Below are 15,795 nucleotides of genomic sequence, written 5' to 3'. Positions count from 1 at the left end.
ATTTTTAAGATTTTTCATGTGAATTCACATACAATCAACTTGGAAAAGGCGTTAAGAAATAATGTCCCATATTCCTTAATGTTGTTTATCTAGGGCTAGTTTTAAACCAAATCCAATTAAGACAAGACCGGTTGCTTTCTCCATTGCCCCTTGTACTTTTGGAGACATCAGCCATTCACGTAAATAGTTAATGAAAAAGACGTAAATAAAAAACCAAGAAATGGACAGCAGTGTGTAAATAACACCCATCATAATCAGTTGTTGTGTTGCGTTTTCCCCTGCTTTCACAAATTGGGGTAAAAAGGTTAAGAAGAACATGGCGACTTTAGGGTTCAGTAAATTTGAGAAGAGACCTTGTTTAAAAGCTGACTTTTTCATTTCGAAATCATTTTGATCTTTAGAGTTAGTGACTTTCTGCTTTTTTCGTGAGATGAAAGAAGACAATCCAAGATAGATCAAGTAGATGGCACCTACATATTTAACGATTTCAAAAGCAACAGAAGACTGCATCAAAATAGCTGACAGTCCAAAAGCAGCGGCAAATGTATGCACTAGGGAGCCAGTTGTAATCCCTAAAGCCATTTGATACCCATCTCTTCTTCCGTCTGAAATGGTCCTTTTTGTAATAAGTGCAGTATCGATTCCCGGGCTCATCACAACAAACAATGAAAGGAATAAAAACGTAAAAAATTCATTCATTTTCTTCACCCCTTACAGACTTGTAAAACGTCATCTCTTAAAATAGAATTTAACATATACTCAATCTTTTGTTAACTTGGATTTCAGAAAATTCAATTATATTTATTTTTTTGTAGGATCCTCAGCCTTTTAAATTTCTTTTAAAATAAGCTATGTTAAACATTAATGTTGATATCTGCCGTAAACGAACATTTATTCCATAATAGGTGTAACAGAACAAAAGCGGGTGGTTAGTAATGGCACTGAGGGATATTATTAAAGAGATTCTAAAATTGACCACCGCAGAACAACTGAGGTTAAAAGATTTTTTCATAAAATCACTTGCCTCTTATTCCGCAAGTGAGCCTATCTTTAAAGATATGTCTGAACAAAAACATAAAGACGGCTACACATGCACACATTGCTATCCAACTAACGCCGTCCGCTTTGGGAAATATCGAATTAAAGCTGGAATAAAAGTTATTGAACGTCAGCGGTACCGATGCAAGGAGTGCGGAAAAACATTTACGGATGTAACCAATTCGCCGTTAAAGGAAACCCACCTTCCCCGTAAATGGTTGGATTTTATCCATTGTATGATTGGGGGACATTCATTACATAAGGCATCAGGGCTTATCGGTGTTCATCACGTCACTCTGTTCTACTGGCGGCACAAAGTTTTATCCGCTTTGAAACAGATGGACATCGACTATTTTTCAGGTATCATCGAAATGGACGAGACCTATTTCCTATACTCTGAAAAAGGGAAACGCAAGATAATTGGACGTAAAGCTCGCAAGCGTGGCGGTGCTTCTCAATTTCGTGGCATCAGCAAGGAACAGGTCTGCGTCTTGGTTGCGAGAGCCCGCCAAAAGCAAACTTTCTCAAAAGTGTTAGGGCAGGGTCGCAGCATTAAATCGAAACTTGACCAAGCAATCGGAACTAAGGTAACCACTACGAATACCCTTTGTACAGATGCTTGGCTGGCTTTCAAAGCCTATGCAAAAGAAAAAGGAATCGAGCATTACCAGTTCAAATCAGATGGAAAGAACGGGCCAAAGGGCTGTACCATATCCAAAATGTAAATAATTATCACAGCCGCTTAAAGGGCTGGATGAACCGTTTTAATGGTGTAGAGACCAAGTATCTCGACCATTATCTGAGCTAGTTTCTCTTCCTGGATGGAATTCGTTTCCGAAACAATTCTACTACTGTAAGTAAGATGATTGTCGATAGCTGCTTATTTCGGACAGTAGCGACTTATGATAAATTAAGGTTATCAACATTCAGAGTTTTGTAATCCTTGTTCAACTAACGGTGCAGGTTAACTAAATAAAACATCAAATTCAGATGGAATCATAAAAAATAATATTTAATATATAGAAATTATGAAGTCTAAAGAGGCGGTACGGTTATGAACCTGTTAAATAAGTTGATAGAGCAAGCTAAGAATCCTGATGGAATTGTAGGTTCATTTATGTTGAGGATTATGAATACTGCTCATACAGAAATGAACAAATGGGCATTGGGAAATACGAAAATTGGAGAAGCATCGATTGTGTTGGATGTAGGTTGTGGTGGTGGGAAAACGATGCAATTATTGTCAAATATTAACAAAAAAGGGAAAATATACGGAATAGACTATTCTGAACAGGCTGTAAAAGATTCTATAAGAGCAAATAAAATTGATGTAGCATCGGGTAAGGTAAACATTCAACAAGCAAGTGTCATTGACATTCCGTTTCCAGAAAACTTTTTTGATATAATTACGGCATTTCAAACCCATTATTTTTGGTCTGATTTAGAAACCAGTATAAAAGAAGTTTTTAGGGTGTTGAAAGAAGATGGATGTTTCTTAATAACAGCCGAGTTATATAAAATCAATTATCATATGAAATCTTATAAAACAAAGGAAGAAATTGAGCAATTGTTAAAAAATACAGGATTTGCTGTTGTACGTATTAATGAAAATGCAAATAAAAAATGGATTTGTATAAAAGGGATTAAAGGAAAGTAAATTAGTTTAATACAATCATTGTGAAGATTTGCACTTAAACTAACGGGTGCTAATCTTCAATAAGAATTTTAAACAAGGACCCCAATTGGGTCCTTGTTTTTTGGTCATTTATCAACAATATTATTTAACATAGCTTTAAAATAAAAACGCTGTTGAAGTCAGACTCAACAGCGTTTTCTTATGTGAATTACTTGTTAGGATCTTTGAAAGAATCCGTTATAATAGCCACTTTCCTTTAGTTATTGACCAGCTGTTTTCTCGTATACATGTTCCTTAATTGTTTCAACCAGAATTGCGGCTGCCTGATTGATTTCTTCTTCTCTTACATTCAGCGGTGGCAGCAAGCGAATGGTATTCGTACCGGCTGTTAAGATTAACAGTCCTTTTTCACGTGCTGCGGGGATGAATGGCGCTGCTTCTTCGTTCATTTCGATGCCGATCATCAAACCTTTGCCTTTTATTTTTTTGACTTGTGGAATAGAAGAGAGGCCTTCTGTAAGCAGAGAAGAAAGGTGCTCACCTTTTTTTGTCACGTCCTCTAAAAACTCATTGTCAAAAATGGTGTCAAGCGTTACTTTTGCGGCAGCAAGAGAGACAGGGTTGCCGCCGAAGGTAGAGCCATGTGAACCAGGTGAAAAGGCCTCTGCCAATTCTTTTTTGCCGATGATGGCACCGAGCGGCAGGCCGCTAGCGATGCCTTTAGCGCTTGAAACAATATCAGGGTTAAGGCCGATATGCTGGAAGGCAAACGGTTTTCCTGTCCGTCCAATTCCTGTTTGCACCTCATCGACAATAACGAGCGAACCATTGTCATGAGCAAGTTGTTCGACTTGAAGGAGAAATTCAGGGTCACCAGCGTTTAGGCCGCCTTCTCCTTGGATGATTTCAAACATGATGGCGGCTGTTTCTTCATCTACCGCTGCTTTCAAAGCTTCTAAATCATTGAAGGGAACATACTCAAATTTCTCAAGCATTGGACCGAAGCCTGTTTTGATCTTTTCCTGTCCAGTTGCGGCCATCGTGCCGAATGTACGCCCGTGGAAGGAGTCAATAAACGTAATAATTTTAGGTCGTCCTGTTGCTTTGCGAGCTAATTTGATCGCTGCTTCGTTTGCCTCCGCACCGCTGTTTGCGAAAAAGACTAAATCGAGTCCAGAAGCGGCCGTCAATTGTTTGGCTACTTCTTCCTGCAGCTCGATTTGAAAGAGGTTAGATGTGTGCCAAAACTTTTCAAGCTGTTCGTTCACCGCTTGTTTGACATTGTCGGGTACGTGTCCAAGATTGCATACACTGATTCCTGTCGTAAAGTCCAAATATTTTTTCCCGCTTTTATCTGTCAGCCAGGCGCCTTTAGCTTTGATTGGTGTGATATCCCAGCGGGCATAGGTAGGAAATAAGCTGCTCATATTGTCACCTTCTCTTTGATAAATTTTGTTCCGAGCCATTCACCGTGCTCATAAAAGGCTTTCTTACCAGAAACGATATGTACACTTTGCACATGATCGGAAAAAGCTTTTAATGCAGACTGGACTTTAGGGATCATTCCGCCACTAATGATGCCTTTGTCAATGAGTGCCTTCGTTTCCGTTTCTGTGAGTGTCGGTACAAGCTCGCCGTCCTTTAATACACCGTCTACATCGGTTACCATGAGGAAATGCTCTGCTTTTAAGGCGTTGGCTACTGCGCAGGCGGCGTGATCAGCGTTAATATTCAATACCGTTCCATTAGGTCCTGCTGCGAGCGGAGTCATTACAGGAAGCAGCTGTTCCTGGCACAGCAATTGAATAAATGGACTATTGACCGCCGTTACATCACCGACATAGCCGAGCTGCTCCTGATCAATAAAGTCAGCTTCGAGCAAGCCGTTGTCACTTGAGTTTAAACCGATTGCCCGGATACCGTGCTTTTCAAGCATTCTGACGAGCTGCCGATTTAAGCTGCCGGCAAGAGCAAGCTCTGCTGTTTTCAATACTTGCTTGGAAGTCACGCGCAGTCCATTTTTAAATTCACTTTTTACTTGCAGCGCTTCAAGCATAGAATTGATTTCAGGTCCGCCGCCGTGTACAAACACGATGGCATAGCCTTGTTCTTGCAACTCTTTCATGCTGTCAAAAAACGCTTCTGATAGTTCGCTCAACACACTGCCTCCGCACTTTACAACGATGGTTTTCATAAGCTCCTCCTTGATAAAAATAGTAAGGAGCCAGTAGTTTGCGGGCTCCTTTTATGAGAAAAATTTAAGTTCTATAGCTTGCATTGATTTTAATATAGTCATAAGAAAGGTCGCAGCCCCAAGCTAAGCCGTGGCCTTCTCCTAAGTGAAGGTTCACCGTAATTTTAATTTCTTCTTCTTTTAAATAAGCGATTACGTCTTCTTCTGAGTAATCGACTACTTCGCTTTGAGAAAGAATGAGGTGGTCGCCGATGGAAATGTCGATCGTTTCCGGATTGACTTCAATGTCGCTATAGCCAATCGCACTAATGATTCGGCCCCAGTTCGCATCAGCACCATAAACGGCTGTTTTGACGAGGTTGGAGCCAACCACTTCCTTAGCGGCTTTTTTCGCTTCTTCATCAGACACGGCACCAAGCACTTCTACCTCAACAAGCTTTGTCGCTCCTTCGCCATCACGGGCAATTTTTTTTGCGAGCTGCTCACTAACTTCGTGAAGCATAGAGAGGAAGACCGGCCATTCCGGGTGCTCAGGTGAAAGCGGGGTGTTGCCAGCCAAACCATTCGCCATGACAACGACCGTGTCATTTGTGGATGTATCACCGTCAACTGTAATTTGATTAAAGGTTTTATCTGTGATCTGGCTTAGGGCTGTTTGCAAATGTTCGGAAGCGACAGCTGCATCGGTTGTAACGTAAGCAAGCATAGTGGCCATGTTTGGATTAATCATGCCGGATCCTTTCGCTGCTCCACCCATTGTGACAGTTTTACCATCAATCGTTGCTTGTACGGCCCATTTTTTTGTGGCAAGATCGGTTGTTAAAATAGCAGCCTCGAATTGTTCGGCTGCCGTTGCTTCCGGGGCAGGCTGCAAGTTCGCGATGCCGGCTTTCATTTTATCCATTTTTAAGTATTCACCAATGACACCAGTGGAAGAAACAGCGACTAAGTGCTCCGGAATATTTAAATGTTCTGCAAGCCACTGACGCGTTTGATAAGCATCAGCGAGACCGCGCTTTCCTGTGCAAGCATTGGCGCAGGCGCTATTGACCAAGATAGCTTGCAGCTTGTTTTCAACGGCCAGGCTGTCTTTTGTCACTTTAATTGGCGCTGCTTGGAAATGGCTCGTCGTATAAACCGCAGCGCTCTCAGCAGGGACTTCACTAAAGATGACACCTAGATCATTCTTAGAGTGACGCAGACCGGCGTGCAGTCCGGCAGCGGAAAACCCTTTTGGTGAGACGATCGAGCCTTGTAGCAGCACCTTTATATGAGTAGTTTCTTTTATTGCAGGCATAGTTGTTACCTCCTAAAGTAATTATGGATAGATTGGGAATCCGCGTAAGCCGGCTGTTTCTTCAAAGCCAAACATCAGGTTAGCGTTTTGGATGGCCTGGCCTGCTGCTCCCTTCATTAAATTATCGATAACAGAAACGATGGTGACTCTGTTCGTCCGTTCATCAACGGCCACTCCGATATCACAGAAATTCGAACCGGCGACTTCTTTTACGCCAGGGAACTCGCCTAGCGGACGGACGCGGACAAAAAAGTCATTTTGATACGTTTCTTCATATAACTGATGCAATTCTGCTGCAGTCATTGGCTGTTTCATTTGGGCATACGTTGTTGTCATAATTCCACGAGTGATAGGCAAAAGATGAGTAGAAAAGGTAATTGGGCTGCTACTGTTATCCCAGAGGCGCAGCTGCTGCTCAATCTCAGGGATATGCTGATGCTGATTTACTTTGTAGATTTTAAAGTTGTCGTTCATTTCTGCAAAATGGACAGCAAGGGAAAGTCCGCGGCCAGCACCAGATACACCAGACTTGGCATCAATGATAATTCCAGTGCTGTCGATTGCCTCTGCCTGGATAGCAGGAGCAAGGCCTAGCAAGGCGGCTGTCGGATAACAACCCGGATTAGATAAAAGCGTTGCCTTCTTGACTGCTTCCCGGTTCCATTCCGTCAAACCGTATACTGCTTGTTCTAGCACGCTCGGTCCAGCCGGTTCTTTTTTGTACCATTTTTCATAATGTTCCGGATCTTTTAGACGTAAGTCACCTGATAGGTCGATTACTTTCGTATTGTTCTCTAATAACTTAGGCGACAGGGCGGCTGAAGCTCCAGAAGGAACAGCGAGAAACACGGCGTCGCATTCGTTTGTTATTTTCTCAGGATCGATTTTCATTAAAGGCAGTGGACAAATATCTTTTAAATGTGGATAGTCATCCGTTGCCGGTACTTGATCTTTACTCGATGAATATACAGAATGAAGGGTGAAGTTTGGATGATTGGATAAAAGACGTATAAGTTCAATTCCTCCATATCCAGTAGCCCCGATAACTGCTGCTTTCATTGTGGCCTCCTGTTGTATTTTTATTTATCTAAATACATAAATATTAATATTTTTTTATAATTATAAGTTGGTTAACAAATTAAATCAACCACTTTTAGAAAAAAGCTCCACTTTATGAGATAATAAAGAGAGACCCTTTTATAATTCAGAGAAGAATAAAAGGATTTCTGGGAAGAATAGCGAATAACAAAGAAGAAGTATGAAGCTTCTTAGATCAATAAGTGGAGGAAAAGACCATGAATTTGATGGATTGGTTTCAAAAAGGCATCCCAGCGGATGAGTATATTGAAAATATGAAAGAGAATAAGGAAAGAGTTAAACAAATTCAATCCTCTTTTCAAATTCAAAAGGACGAAGCTTCTTTTTTAACAGGTCTGCAGACAGAACAACTAAAAGTGATTGTACTGACGGAAGATTGGTGTGGTGATGCGATGTTAAACGTACCGATTTTACTAGAAATCGCGCGTCATTCTGACATGGAAGTTCGCTTCTTATATAGAGATGAAAATTTAGAGCTGATGGATCAATATTTAACGAATGGGACGTCCCGGGCTATTCCGATCTTTATTTTTATTAACGAACAGGGAGAAGAGAAAGCCGTGTGGGGCCCTCGTGCTCAAGAGCTGCAGGAACTTGTAAACAGCAAACGGTCCAGCTTGCCGCCGCTTGATCACGAAGATTTTGCGGACAGGCAGAAAGAGATGTACCAGGAGCTTCAAGAGGCATACCTTACGAAAAGAGAGTTGTGGCAGGAAGTATACCGAAGTATCAAAACGTCATTGGCTGAACGGTTGTTTTAATAGAGGGCAGGCTTTCGGGAGAAATTCCGAAGCCTGCTTTTCTTTCGCAAAACGGCAAACGACATGGTACGATAAATGAAAGAACGGAAGGTGGACACATGGATGCTGTATCAGCATATTTAAAACAGCTGAAAATGAATAGAGAAAAACCCAGCTTAAATTATTTGCAGCGGCTTATCCAGCACCATTTGTCGCTGATACCATATGAAACGTTTAGTAAATTTCACTATTTTAATGAACAAGGGTGCGAAGTGCCGACCTTTACTCAGTTTGTAGACAATCTTAAAAGCAGGGGGTGGGGAGGCACTTGTTATTCGTTAAATATGAATTTTGCGAGGCTTCTTGAACAACTAGGCTTTTCATGTTCGTTTGTTCGTGTATTGCCGGGGCATGCAGCGATTATGGTTCACATGGCTGACAGGAAATTTTACGTAGATGTTGGCTACGGGTCGCCTATTACACGCCCCATTGAACTAAACAACCGACCAAAGCATGTTCTTCATGGTTTTGGAGAAGAAATTATTTTTACAGGTCGTAATGAGAAGGAATTTCAGCTGGAACGGCGGTCTCATGGAAAGACATTTGTGACAAAACAGATTATCTGGGAGCCGCTCACGGAAGAAGAGCTGCAGCAAGATATTGAAGAGTCTTATAAAGATAGTGACAACAATATCACGATGAGGCGGATTTCAGCTGTCCGTTTTCAAGGGAATAACTGCTATTTTCTGCGCAATGAGACACTCAAAGTGATTAATTACCGGGATATTAGAGAATACCACTTTCGTGAGCCGGCTCAATGGATAAGTACAGTAGCGGAAGCATTCCAGCTTGATGAAAAGGGAATAGAAGAGTCACTCGTCTTTTTAGCGGATCGGGGCATTTATGTATTTGATAAAGAGACACAGAGTGAGAAATAGCTTTTTCGCATAAAACGTAGTAAGATATAAAACGGAAATGTGAATGGTAAAATTAAGCATGATCATAAATGAGACTGGGATGGATAGACATGAAAAGAGCACGTATTATTTATAATCCTACTTCAGGACGGGAGCTGTTCAAAAAGAATTTGCCGGAAGTACTGCAAAAGCTTGAAGAAGCCGGCTATGAAACATCCGCTCATGCTACCACTGGCGCAGGTGACGCCACAAGAGCTGCCAGGATAGCGGTAGAACGCCGTTTTGATATCGTCATCGCTGCCGGCGGCGACGGCACGCTGAATGAAGTCGTCAATGGTTTAGCTGGTCAGGAGTATCGTCCGAAGTTCGGCGTGATTCCGATGGGAACGACGAATGACTTTGCCCGAGCCCTGAAAATTCCCCGCGACATTGATGGAGCTGTAGATATAATTACAACTGGAAAAACCATTCCGGTCGACATTGGAAGAATGAATGATAAATACTTTATTAACATTGCGGGCGGCGGACGTCTAACGGAGCTTACGTATGAAGTGCCAAGCAAGTTAAAAACAATGATTGGCCAGTTGGCATATTACTTAAAAGGAATTGAAATGCTGCCTTCTATTAAAGCCTCAGAGGTAACGATTGAATATGATGGCAAGTTGTTTGAAGGAGAGGTTATGCTGTTTTTAATCGGGCTGACAAACTCTGTGGGCGGCTTTGAAAAGCTGGCGCCGGACTCTTCTGTGAACGATGGCTTGTTCTCTTTATTGATTTTGAAGAAAACAAACTTAGCTGAGTTTATTCGAATTGCCTCTCTCGCTTTAAGAGGAGAGCACTTAAATGATCCTCATGTCATTTATACGAAGGCAAATCGCATTAAAATACACGCACCAGAAAAAGTCTTGCTGAATTTAGATGGAGAACCAGGAGGATCATTGCCGGCAGACTTTGAAAACTTATACCGTCATATTGAAGTCTTTGTTCCGGTCGATCAGCTTCGACCGCAAGACCGGATTTACTAAATAGAGAAAACTGCCGAATCTTTTCGGCAGTTTTTATTTTGCCTGTGAATGGGGGCCTGTTGATTTCCATTTCAGGCGCTTCGCTTTCCGCGGGGCGGGCGGTGAGCCTCCTCGCCGCCAAAGCGCCTGCGGGATCTCACCTGTCCCGCTGATCCCACAGGATGTTGAATAACACCCTTGAATTCGCACCGCACGAGATCATGCGAATGTATGATGGAGAAGTCTTCGCGCCTTCCGTTCCAGTCAGCAGGGTTTAAAAAGTTAGGATAGCCGTACAACCCATTTTAGAATAAATAGATTGAAACCTTGAAGTAATCAATATGCTTTCAAAAAAGCCTAATTCAACGGGATCAACGTGTGTCCTAGGCTCATTTAGCCTGTAAGATGGAAGCAGCCCTTAATTTCTCTTTTATTTATAAACTAAACTGCCGATTTTTTGGCAGTTTTTTATTTTCTTTTAAGAAAACTGTGTTACAATAAGAAAGTTGAAAAATAGTTACCTAGGTAACTAAAGGAGAAGAGATATGGAGCTGCATGTTTTATTCCACTCTGTTCACCAGTTATCCCGGCAAATTATGAAGTGCAATAATACCGTCTTGCAAGAATACGGCCTTTACAGTGCGCAATGGTCGGTGCTGTATGTGCTAAAACAAAGAGGCAGGCTCACACAAAAAGAGCTTAGTGAGTATTTAGCTGTAGAAGCACCGCCGATGACGCGGACGATTCAGCGTCTCGTCAAGCAAGGATATGTGAGACAGGTACCTGGCCAAGATAAGCGGGTAAAATTTATTGAGCTGACGGAGCTGGCTGAAAGAGAATATCCTGTGTGGGAACAGGCTGTATTAGAAATGAACGAAAAAACGATTAGAGGTTTTTCGAAAGAACACCAACAACAGCTGCAGAAACTCATGACAGAATGGTTATCTGCAATGGAACGTCATCAAGGAGAGGAAGAAAAGAAATGAATAAGGAGCCTTTATGGACGAAGGATTTTATTAGTGTATCAGCGAGCAATTTCTTTTTGTTCGTTGCTTTTTATTTTTTACTAGTTACGATGCCGATCTATGCTATTCAAGAATTAGGAGGGAGTCCTGCACAGGCAGGGTTACTGACTACGTTCTTTTTAATTTCGGCTATTATCGTCAGGCCCTTTGCTGGTCAATGGATTGAGCAGTTTGGAAAGAGGGCTGTCTTGATCAGTTCGCAAGTTATTTTTCTCGGCGCATCGCTATTATATTTTTTTCCCGACACGCTTAATATGATGTTAGCTATTCGCTTCATTCATGGTATTGGCTTTGGAATGGCGACGACAGCGACAGGTGCCATGGTTGCCGAAATCATTCCTGGCTCCCGACGTGGAGAAGGAATGGGCTATTACGTGATGTCCACAAATCTGGCAATGGTTATTGGCCCTTTCTTAGGACTGACTGTCATGCGGGAATGGGGCAGTTTAGTTATGTTCACTATGTGTATCGTAATTTCAGGGCTTGCACTGATTGCTGGATTGTTAGTGAATCTAGTAGAAAGCAAGAATAACGTCCGCGTAATGTCTATTTTTCAAGTAAAATTCAATCCAAGGGATTTATTTGAATTTTCAGCGCTTCCGATTGCCGTAGTGGGAGCCTTTTTCTCGATTGCGTATTCGTCTATTTTATCGTTCGTTTCTGTTTACGCAGAAGAAATTCAAGTCGGAGAGGTAGCCAGCTATTTCTTTATTGTCTATGCCGTTGTTTTACTTTTATCCCGTCCGTTTACCGGCAGATGGTTTGACCAGTATGGAGCCAATGTGATTGTCTACCCAGCTATTTTCCTTTTCGCGGCTGGACTGCTTCTGCTCAGCCAAGCAGAAACAGCTCTTATCTTTCTCGTGACAGCTGGAATGATTGGTGTTGGATGGGGCACATTGTTCCCAAGTTTCCAGACAATTGCTATTCAGGAAGCAGCGCCGCAAAAAAAAGCGCTGGCGACCGCTACATTCCTATCTGTATTTGACTTCGGTATTGGTCTTGGCTCCTTTATCATCGGCTGGGCCGTTACAGGAATAAGCTTTAGAACGCTTTATGCTTATTGTGCGATTTATGTGATCGTTGGTCTGTTCGTTTATTTGATGCTGCATGGCAAACAGGAGAAGAAGAAGCGCCAAATGATTTGATGATGCGCATCGCTTGGACTATACTGGTAAAAATACGGTTGTGACATTGCGCCAATAGGAGGGGGAAGTCTGCCGTGAAAAGTGTCTTGTTTTATTTAAAACCATATAGGAATTACATGGCCTTTGCTTGGCTGTTAATGCTTGTAGAGCTGGCGGTTGAACTAACCCATCCGTTGTTTATGGCGAAAATTATCGATGAAGGAATCGCACAGCATGATATGGGAGCTGTTTATAAATGGGGGGGCCTTATGCTAGGTACTTCTTTACTAGCCTTTGCTTCCGGTATTATTAATTCTTTTGCAGCTGCTCATGTCGGTCAGAACTTCGGCTTTGACTTACGGGAGAAAATGATGGATAAGATCCAGTCATTTTCTTTTTCCAACTATAGTCGGTTTGCCTCATCTTCTTTAATTACAAGGCTGACAAATGATGTCACCCAAGTACAAAATGCCGTTTTTATGAGCTTACGCATCATGCTGCGAGCTCCGTTGATGGTCGTCTTTGGAACAGTGATGGCCTTGCTCATCCATGCAAAGCTGACGATTGTTTTGCTCGTAACAATTCCGCTGATGATTCTATTTCTATTAAAAATGCTAAAGAAAAGTGCTTCTTTATTCCGGTCCGTTCAGCAGCGGCTTGACGGTGTGAATAATGTGATGCAGGAAAACTTAACGGGTATCCGCATCATCAAGGCGTTTCTGAGATGGAAGTACGAGAACAGCCGCTTTCAGCAGGCGAGTGAACAGCTTATGGCACAGACGACCCGTGTCTTGCGCACAGTAGAGACAACAACACCTGTTTTGCTGCTCGTTATGAACAGTAGTCTTATCGCTATTTTATGGTTTGGCTTCGCTGAATTTACAAGCGGTACGGCAACAGCAGGTCAGATTGTCGCGATTATCAACTATGCTACGAGAATTATTTCTTCGTTATCTATGTTTACGTTTATTTTAATGGCTTTTTCAAGAGCACGCGCTTCGGGACAGCGGATCGGTGAGCTTTTAGAGCAGCCGGAAGAAGAGGCGGATCAGCGCTTGAAAGGGAACGCTTTCTACCCTCAAGGAGGAAAAATCGAATTTAACGATGTAAGCTTTTCTTTCCCAGGAGGAAGAGAGCCTGTTCTTGATGGTCTTACATTTTCGATTCAGCCCGGAACAACAGCCGCTATTCTAGGTGCAACCGGCTCGGGAAAATCAACGCTCTTTTATTTAATTCCCCGCCTATATGAGCCGGATAGGGGCAAAATCTTCATAGATGACCAGGATATCAGCACGGTTCAGCCAGCCGCATTACGTGAGCAAATCGGCTTTGTTCCTCAGGAATCTCATTTGTTCACAGGGACGATCCGTGAGAATATTTCTTGGGGAAAAGAAGATGCCTCTATGGAAGAAATAATAGAAGCGGCCCGACGTGCTCAGATACACGAAACGATTGAACAGCTGCCGAATCAATATGAAACGATGATTGGCCAAAAAGGTGTCAACCTATCAGGCGGGCAAAAGCAGCGATTGTCGATTGCACGAGCGCTGATCCGTAAGCCGCTTATACTGCTGCTGGATGATAGTACGAGTGCCTTAGATGTGCGGACAGAAGCTAAGTTGTTGTCGGCTCTACGGGAGAAACGTTGTACAACCATCATCATTACGCAAAAAATTAGTACGGCATTGCAGGCCGACCAAATTATTTTACTTGAAGACGGCCATGTTATGGCATCTGGCAGCCATGAAGAACTAACAGCAGGCAGTGAATTGTATCGCCGCCTGTTAGCTTCCCAATATGGAAAAGGAGGGATGCCGCATGTCAAGGTCAGCCGTTAAGCCTGCCCATCCGCATAGCCGGCATGCTCACCTCGGGCCAAAGCCGCAAGTGAAAGAGCTAGTGCCAACCTTGAAAAGATTAGCCGGATACTTAGCAAGGAGAAAGGGACTGCTTTTTCTCGTTGTTCTGATGGTGGCGGCAAGCTCTGCGCTCGGGCTGCTCGGACCCTATCTTGTTGGGATGGCCATTGATGATTTTATCATTACGAAAGATGAAAAAGGTCTGGCACTGCTGCTTTCATTACTCGGTGTTGTGTATATCTTTTACTCTTTGACGATCTTTTTACAAAACTACTGGATGGTCGGAGTTGCCCAAAAAACAGTGTATGAAATGCGGACGGAATTGTTTGCGCACCTTCATCAGCTGCCGCTGTCTTTCTTTGATAAACGCCAGCATGGAGAGCTGATGAGCCGGGTAACGAATGATATTGAAAATATTAGCAGCACGCTGAACAGCTCTGTTATCCAAGTTGCTTCGAGCGTTTTGACCCTTACCGGAGCCGTCGCGGTCATGCTTTATTTAAGTCCGGTGCTAACGGCTGTTACTTTGTTAATTGTGCCGCTTCTCTATATCGGTATGAATTGGATTACACGCCGGACACGCCGACTGTTCAAGGAGCAACAGCGCCACTTAGGAGAGTTGAACGGATTTATTGAGGAGACGGTATCAAGTAAGCATATTGTAAAAATGTTTTCCCGTGAGGAAAAAATTGCGTTAGCGTTCAATGACAGAAATGCAAAGCTAAAGGAAGCCGGCTTTTGGGCGCAGACCTACTCTGGTTTTATCCCGAAACTGATGAATATGTTGAATAACATTAGCTTCGCGTTAATTGCCGGAGCAGGAGGACTGTTGACGCTGCACGGTTATGTGACCGTCGGGGTGATTGTTGTTTTTGCTGAATATTCCCGCCAGTTTACAAGGCCGCTTAATGATCTGGCGAACCAATTTAATACATTGCTTTCTGCGATTGCCGGAGCAGAGCGGGTCTTTGATATTTTAGACACGGAAAAAGAAGAGGAAGAAAAAGCAGAGGGCATTCGTCTTGATGAAGTCCGGGGAGACATTGAGTTCCGCAATGTTTCTTTTTCATACGAAAAAGGGAACGAAACGATTAAGCAAGTCAGCTTTAAAGCAAACCAAGGGGATATGGTCGCGCTCGTTGGGCCAACTGGCTCAGGAAAGACAACCATTATTAACCTGCTCTCCCGCTTTTATGATCCGGACAGTGGGGCGATCTTTGTAGATGACTGCAATACTGCTGATATTTCACGGCAGGAGCTGAGAAAGCATATGGGCTTCGTGCTGCAGGACTCCTTTTTATTCGAGGGAACGATTAAAGAAAACATTCGCTATGGCCGTTTGGAGGCAACGGATGAAGAAGTGATAGAAGCGGCTAAGTCTGCTAATGCTCATACATTCATCATGAAATTGCCGGACGGCTATGAAACAAAGCTCCAGCATGAAGGCACCGGTATTAGCCAAGGGCAGAGACAACTGCTTGCCATTGCGAGAGCAATCTTAGCAGACCCCGCTATTCTCATTTTAGACGAAGCAACGAGCAGTATCGATACGATTACAGAAATGTATATCCAAGAAGCGCTCAGCCGTCTTATGGAGGACCGTACAACTGTCGTAATTGCTCACCGGTTGAACACGATCCGGCAAGCCGATCAAATCCTTGTTCTCAATCAAGGACGGATCGTGGAACGAGGCAATCATGAAGAGCTTATAAAGAAACAAGGACAATATGCCGGTTATGCCGGGAGCCTGTCTCCCACTGCCTTAAAGCAGTGAAGAGGCAGGCTTTTTTTTGTGGAGAAAGAGGGGTATCAGGAGAACTGCTTTGTTTATCGGAGAAGGTTGGCGGTTTATCATGACAG

13 protein-coding genes and 1 pseudogene are annotated in these 15,795 nt (G+C 43.0%); 9 read left to right on the top strand and 5 right to left on the bottom strand.

Annotated features, from left to right (window positions below; translation table 11 throughout):
• Positions 1-75: 75 nt before the first annotated feature.
• A complete protein-coding gene (locus A8F95_RS18020) occupies positions 76-699 on the bottom strand; it encodes a LysE family translocator (RefSeq protein WP_065411791.1) in 624 nt (207 codons plus the stop codon).
• A gap of 236 nt (positions 700-935) precedes the next feature.
• Between A8F95_RS18020 and A8F95_RS18015 the strand changes: the two are divergent.
• Both A8F95_RS18015 and A8F95_RS18010 read left to right on the top strand, forming a co-directional pair.
• Positions 936-1,978, top strand: a pseudogene (locus tag A8F95_RS18015) (IS1595 family transposase).
• Positions 1,979-2,092: 114 nt separating this feature from the next.
• Complete coding sequence (locus A8F95_RS18010) at positions 2,093-2,695, top strand: class I SAM-dependent methyltransferase (RefSeq protein WP_065411790.1); 603 nt, start codon at positions 2,093-2,095, stop codon at positions 2,693-2,695.
• 239 nt (positions 2,696-2,934) lie between these two features.
• Here A8F95_RS18010 and A8F95_RS18005 read toward each other — a convergent pair whose 3' ends face one another.
• The 4 genes from A8F95_RS18005 to argC form a co-directional block, all read right to left on the bottom strand.
• Positions 2,935-4,101, bottom strand: coding sequence for an acetylornithine transaminase (locus A8F95_RS18005; RefSeq protein ID WP_065411789.1), 1,167 nt, complete (start codon positions 4,099-4,101; stop codon positions 2,935-2,937).
• Positions 4,098-4,868, bottom strand: coding sequence for an acetylglutamate kinase (argB, locus tag A8F95_RS18000; RefSeq protein ID WP_065411788.1), 771 nt, complete (start codon positions 4,866-4,868; stop codon positions 4,098-4,100). Before argB ends, A8F95_RS18005 begins: the two co-directional genes overlap by 4 nt.
• A gap of 64 nt (positions 4,869-4,932) precedes the next feature.
• A complete protein-coding gene (argJ, locus tag A8F95_RS17995; RefSeq protein WP_065411787.1) occupies positions 4,933-6,165 on the bottom strand; it encodes a bifunctional ornithine acetyltransferase/N-acetylglutamate synthase in 1,233 nt (410 codons plus the stop codon).
• 21 nt (positions 6,166-6,186) lie between these two features.
• Positions 6,187-7,224 (bottom strand): N-acetyl-gamma-glutamyl-phosphate reductase, encoded by a 1,038-nt coding sequence (gene argC, locus A8F95_RS17990; protein WP_065411786.1) that lies wholly within the window; start codon positions 7,222-7,224, stop codon positions 6,187-6,189.
• A gap of 236 nt (positions 7,225-7,460) precedes the next feature.
• On the opposite strand from argC, the gene A8F95_RS17985 reads away from it, so the two are divergent.
• From A8F95_RS17985 to A8F95_RS17955, 7 genes are all read left to right on the top strand, one after another.
• The gene (locus A8F95_RS17985) at positions 7,461-8,024 is read left to right on the top strand and encodes a thioredoxin family protein (protein WP_065411785.1); all 564 of its coding nucleotides are present in this window, start codon (positions 7,461-7,463) and stop codon (positions 8,022-8,024) included.
• 98 nt (positions 8,025-8,122) lie between these two features.
• Positions 8,123-8,941 carry an arylamine N-acetyltransferase gene (locus tag A8F95_RS17980; protein WP_065411784.1) on the top strand — a complete coding sequence of 273 codons (819 nt, stop codon included), beginning with the start codon at positions 8,123-8,125 and terminating at the stop codon, positions 8,939-8,941.
• Between the two features lie 89 nt (positions 8,942-9,030).
• Positions 9,031-9,945, top strand: coding sequence for a diacylglycerol kinase (locus A8F95_RS17975; RefSeq protein ID WP_065411783.1), 915 nt, complete (start codon positions 9,031-9,033; stop codon positions 9,943-9,945).
• Between the two features lie 524 nt (positions 9,946-10,469).
• A complete protein-coding gene (locus tag A8F95_RS17970) occupies positions 10,470-10,910 on the top strand; it encodes a MarR family winged helix-turn-helix transcriptional regulator (RefSeq protein WP_065411782.1) in 441 nt (146 codons plus the stop codon).
• Complete coding sequence (locus A8F95_RS17965; RefSeq protein WP_065411781.1) at positions 10,907-12,097, top strand: MFS transporter; 1,191 nt, start codon at positions 10,907-10,909, stop codon at positions 12,095-12,097. Before A8F95_RS17970 ends, A8F95_RS17965 begins: the two co-directional genes overlap by 4 nt.
• Positions 12,098-12,171: 74 nt before the next feature.
• Positions 12,172-13,914 (top strand): ABC transporter ATP-binding protein, encoded by a 1,743-nt coding sequence (locus A8F95_RS17960; protein WP_095407490.1) that lies wholly within the window; start codon positions 12,172-12,174, stop codon positions 13,912-13,914.
• Positions 13,895-15,709: an ABC transporter ATP-binding protein gene (locus A8F95_RS17955; RefSeq protein ID WP_065411780.1), complete on the top strand. Its 1,815-nt coding sequence runs from the start codon at positions 13,895-13,897 to the stop codon at positions 15,707-15,709. Before A8F95_RS17960 ends, A8F95_RS17955 begins: the two co-directional genes overlap by 20 nt.
• Positions 15,710-15,795: the final 86 nt, after the last annotated feature.

The organism is Pseudobacillus wudalianchiensis, assembly GCF_001685015.1.
In the GTDB taxonomy this organism is placed as follows: Bacteria; Bacillota; Bacilli; order Bacillales; family Domibacillaceae; genus Pseudobacillus; species Pseudobacillus wudalianchiensis.
This window is presented reverse-complemented; position numbering and strand designations above follow the sequence as displayed.

What these genes read in the sequence shown, in the direction of transcription:
- A8F95_RS18020 (WP_065411791.1), bottom strand. Translation starts at nt 699, where the DNA reads ATGAATGAATTTTTTACGTTTTTATTCCTTTCATTGTTTGTTGTGATG.
- A8F95_RS18010 (WP_065411790.1), top strand. Translation starts at nt 2,093, where the DNA reads ATGAACCTGTTAAATAAGTTGATAGAGCAAGCTAAGAATCCTGATGGA.
- A8F95_RS18005 (WP_065411789.1), bottom strand. Translation starts at nt 4,101, where the DNA reads ATGAGCAGCTTATTTCCTACCTATGCCCGCTGGGATATCACACCAATC.
- argB (WP_065411788.1), bottom strand. Translation starts at nt 4,868, where the DNA reads ATGAAAACCATCGTTGTAAAGTGCGGAGGCAGTGTGTTGAGCGAACTA.
- argJ (WP_065411787.1), bottom strand. Translation starts at nt 6,165, where the DNA reads ATGCCTGCAATAAAAGAAACTACTCATATAAAGGTGCTGCTACAAGGC.
- argC (WP_065411786.1), bottom strand. Translation starts at nt 7,224, where the DNA reads ATGAAAGCAGCAGTTATCGGGGCTACTGGATATGGAGGAATTGAACTT.
- A8F95_RS17985 (WP_065411785.1), top strand. Translation starts at nt 7,461, where the DNA reads ATGAATTTGATGGATTGGTTTCAAAAAGGCATCCCAGCGGATGAGTAT.
- A8F95_RS17980 (WP_065411784.1), top strand. Translation starts at nt 8,123, where the DNA reads ATGGATGCTGTATCAGCATATTTAAAACAGCTGAAAATGAATAGAGAA.
- A8F95_RS17975 (WP_065411783.1), top strand. Translation starts at nt 9,031, where the DNA reads ATGAAAAGAGCACGTATTATTTATAATCCTACTTCAGGACGGGAGCTG.
- A8F95_RS17970 (WP_065411782.1), top strand. Translation starts at nt 10,470, where the DNA reads ATGGAGCTGCATGTTTTATTCCACTCTGTTCACCAGTTATCCCGGCAA.
- A8F95_RS17965 (WP_065411781.1), top strand. Translation starts at nt 10,907, where the DNA reads ATGAATAAGGAGCCTTTATGGACGAAGGATTTTATTAGTGTATCAGCG.
- A8F95_RS17955 (WP_065411780.1), top strand. Translation starts at nt 13,895, where the DNA reads ATGTCAAGGTCAGCCGTTAAGCCTGCCCATCCGCATAGCCGGCATGCT.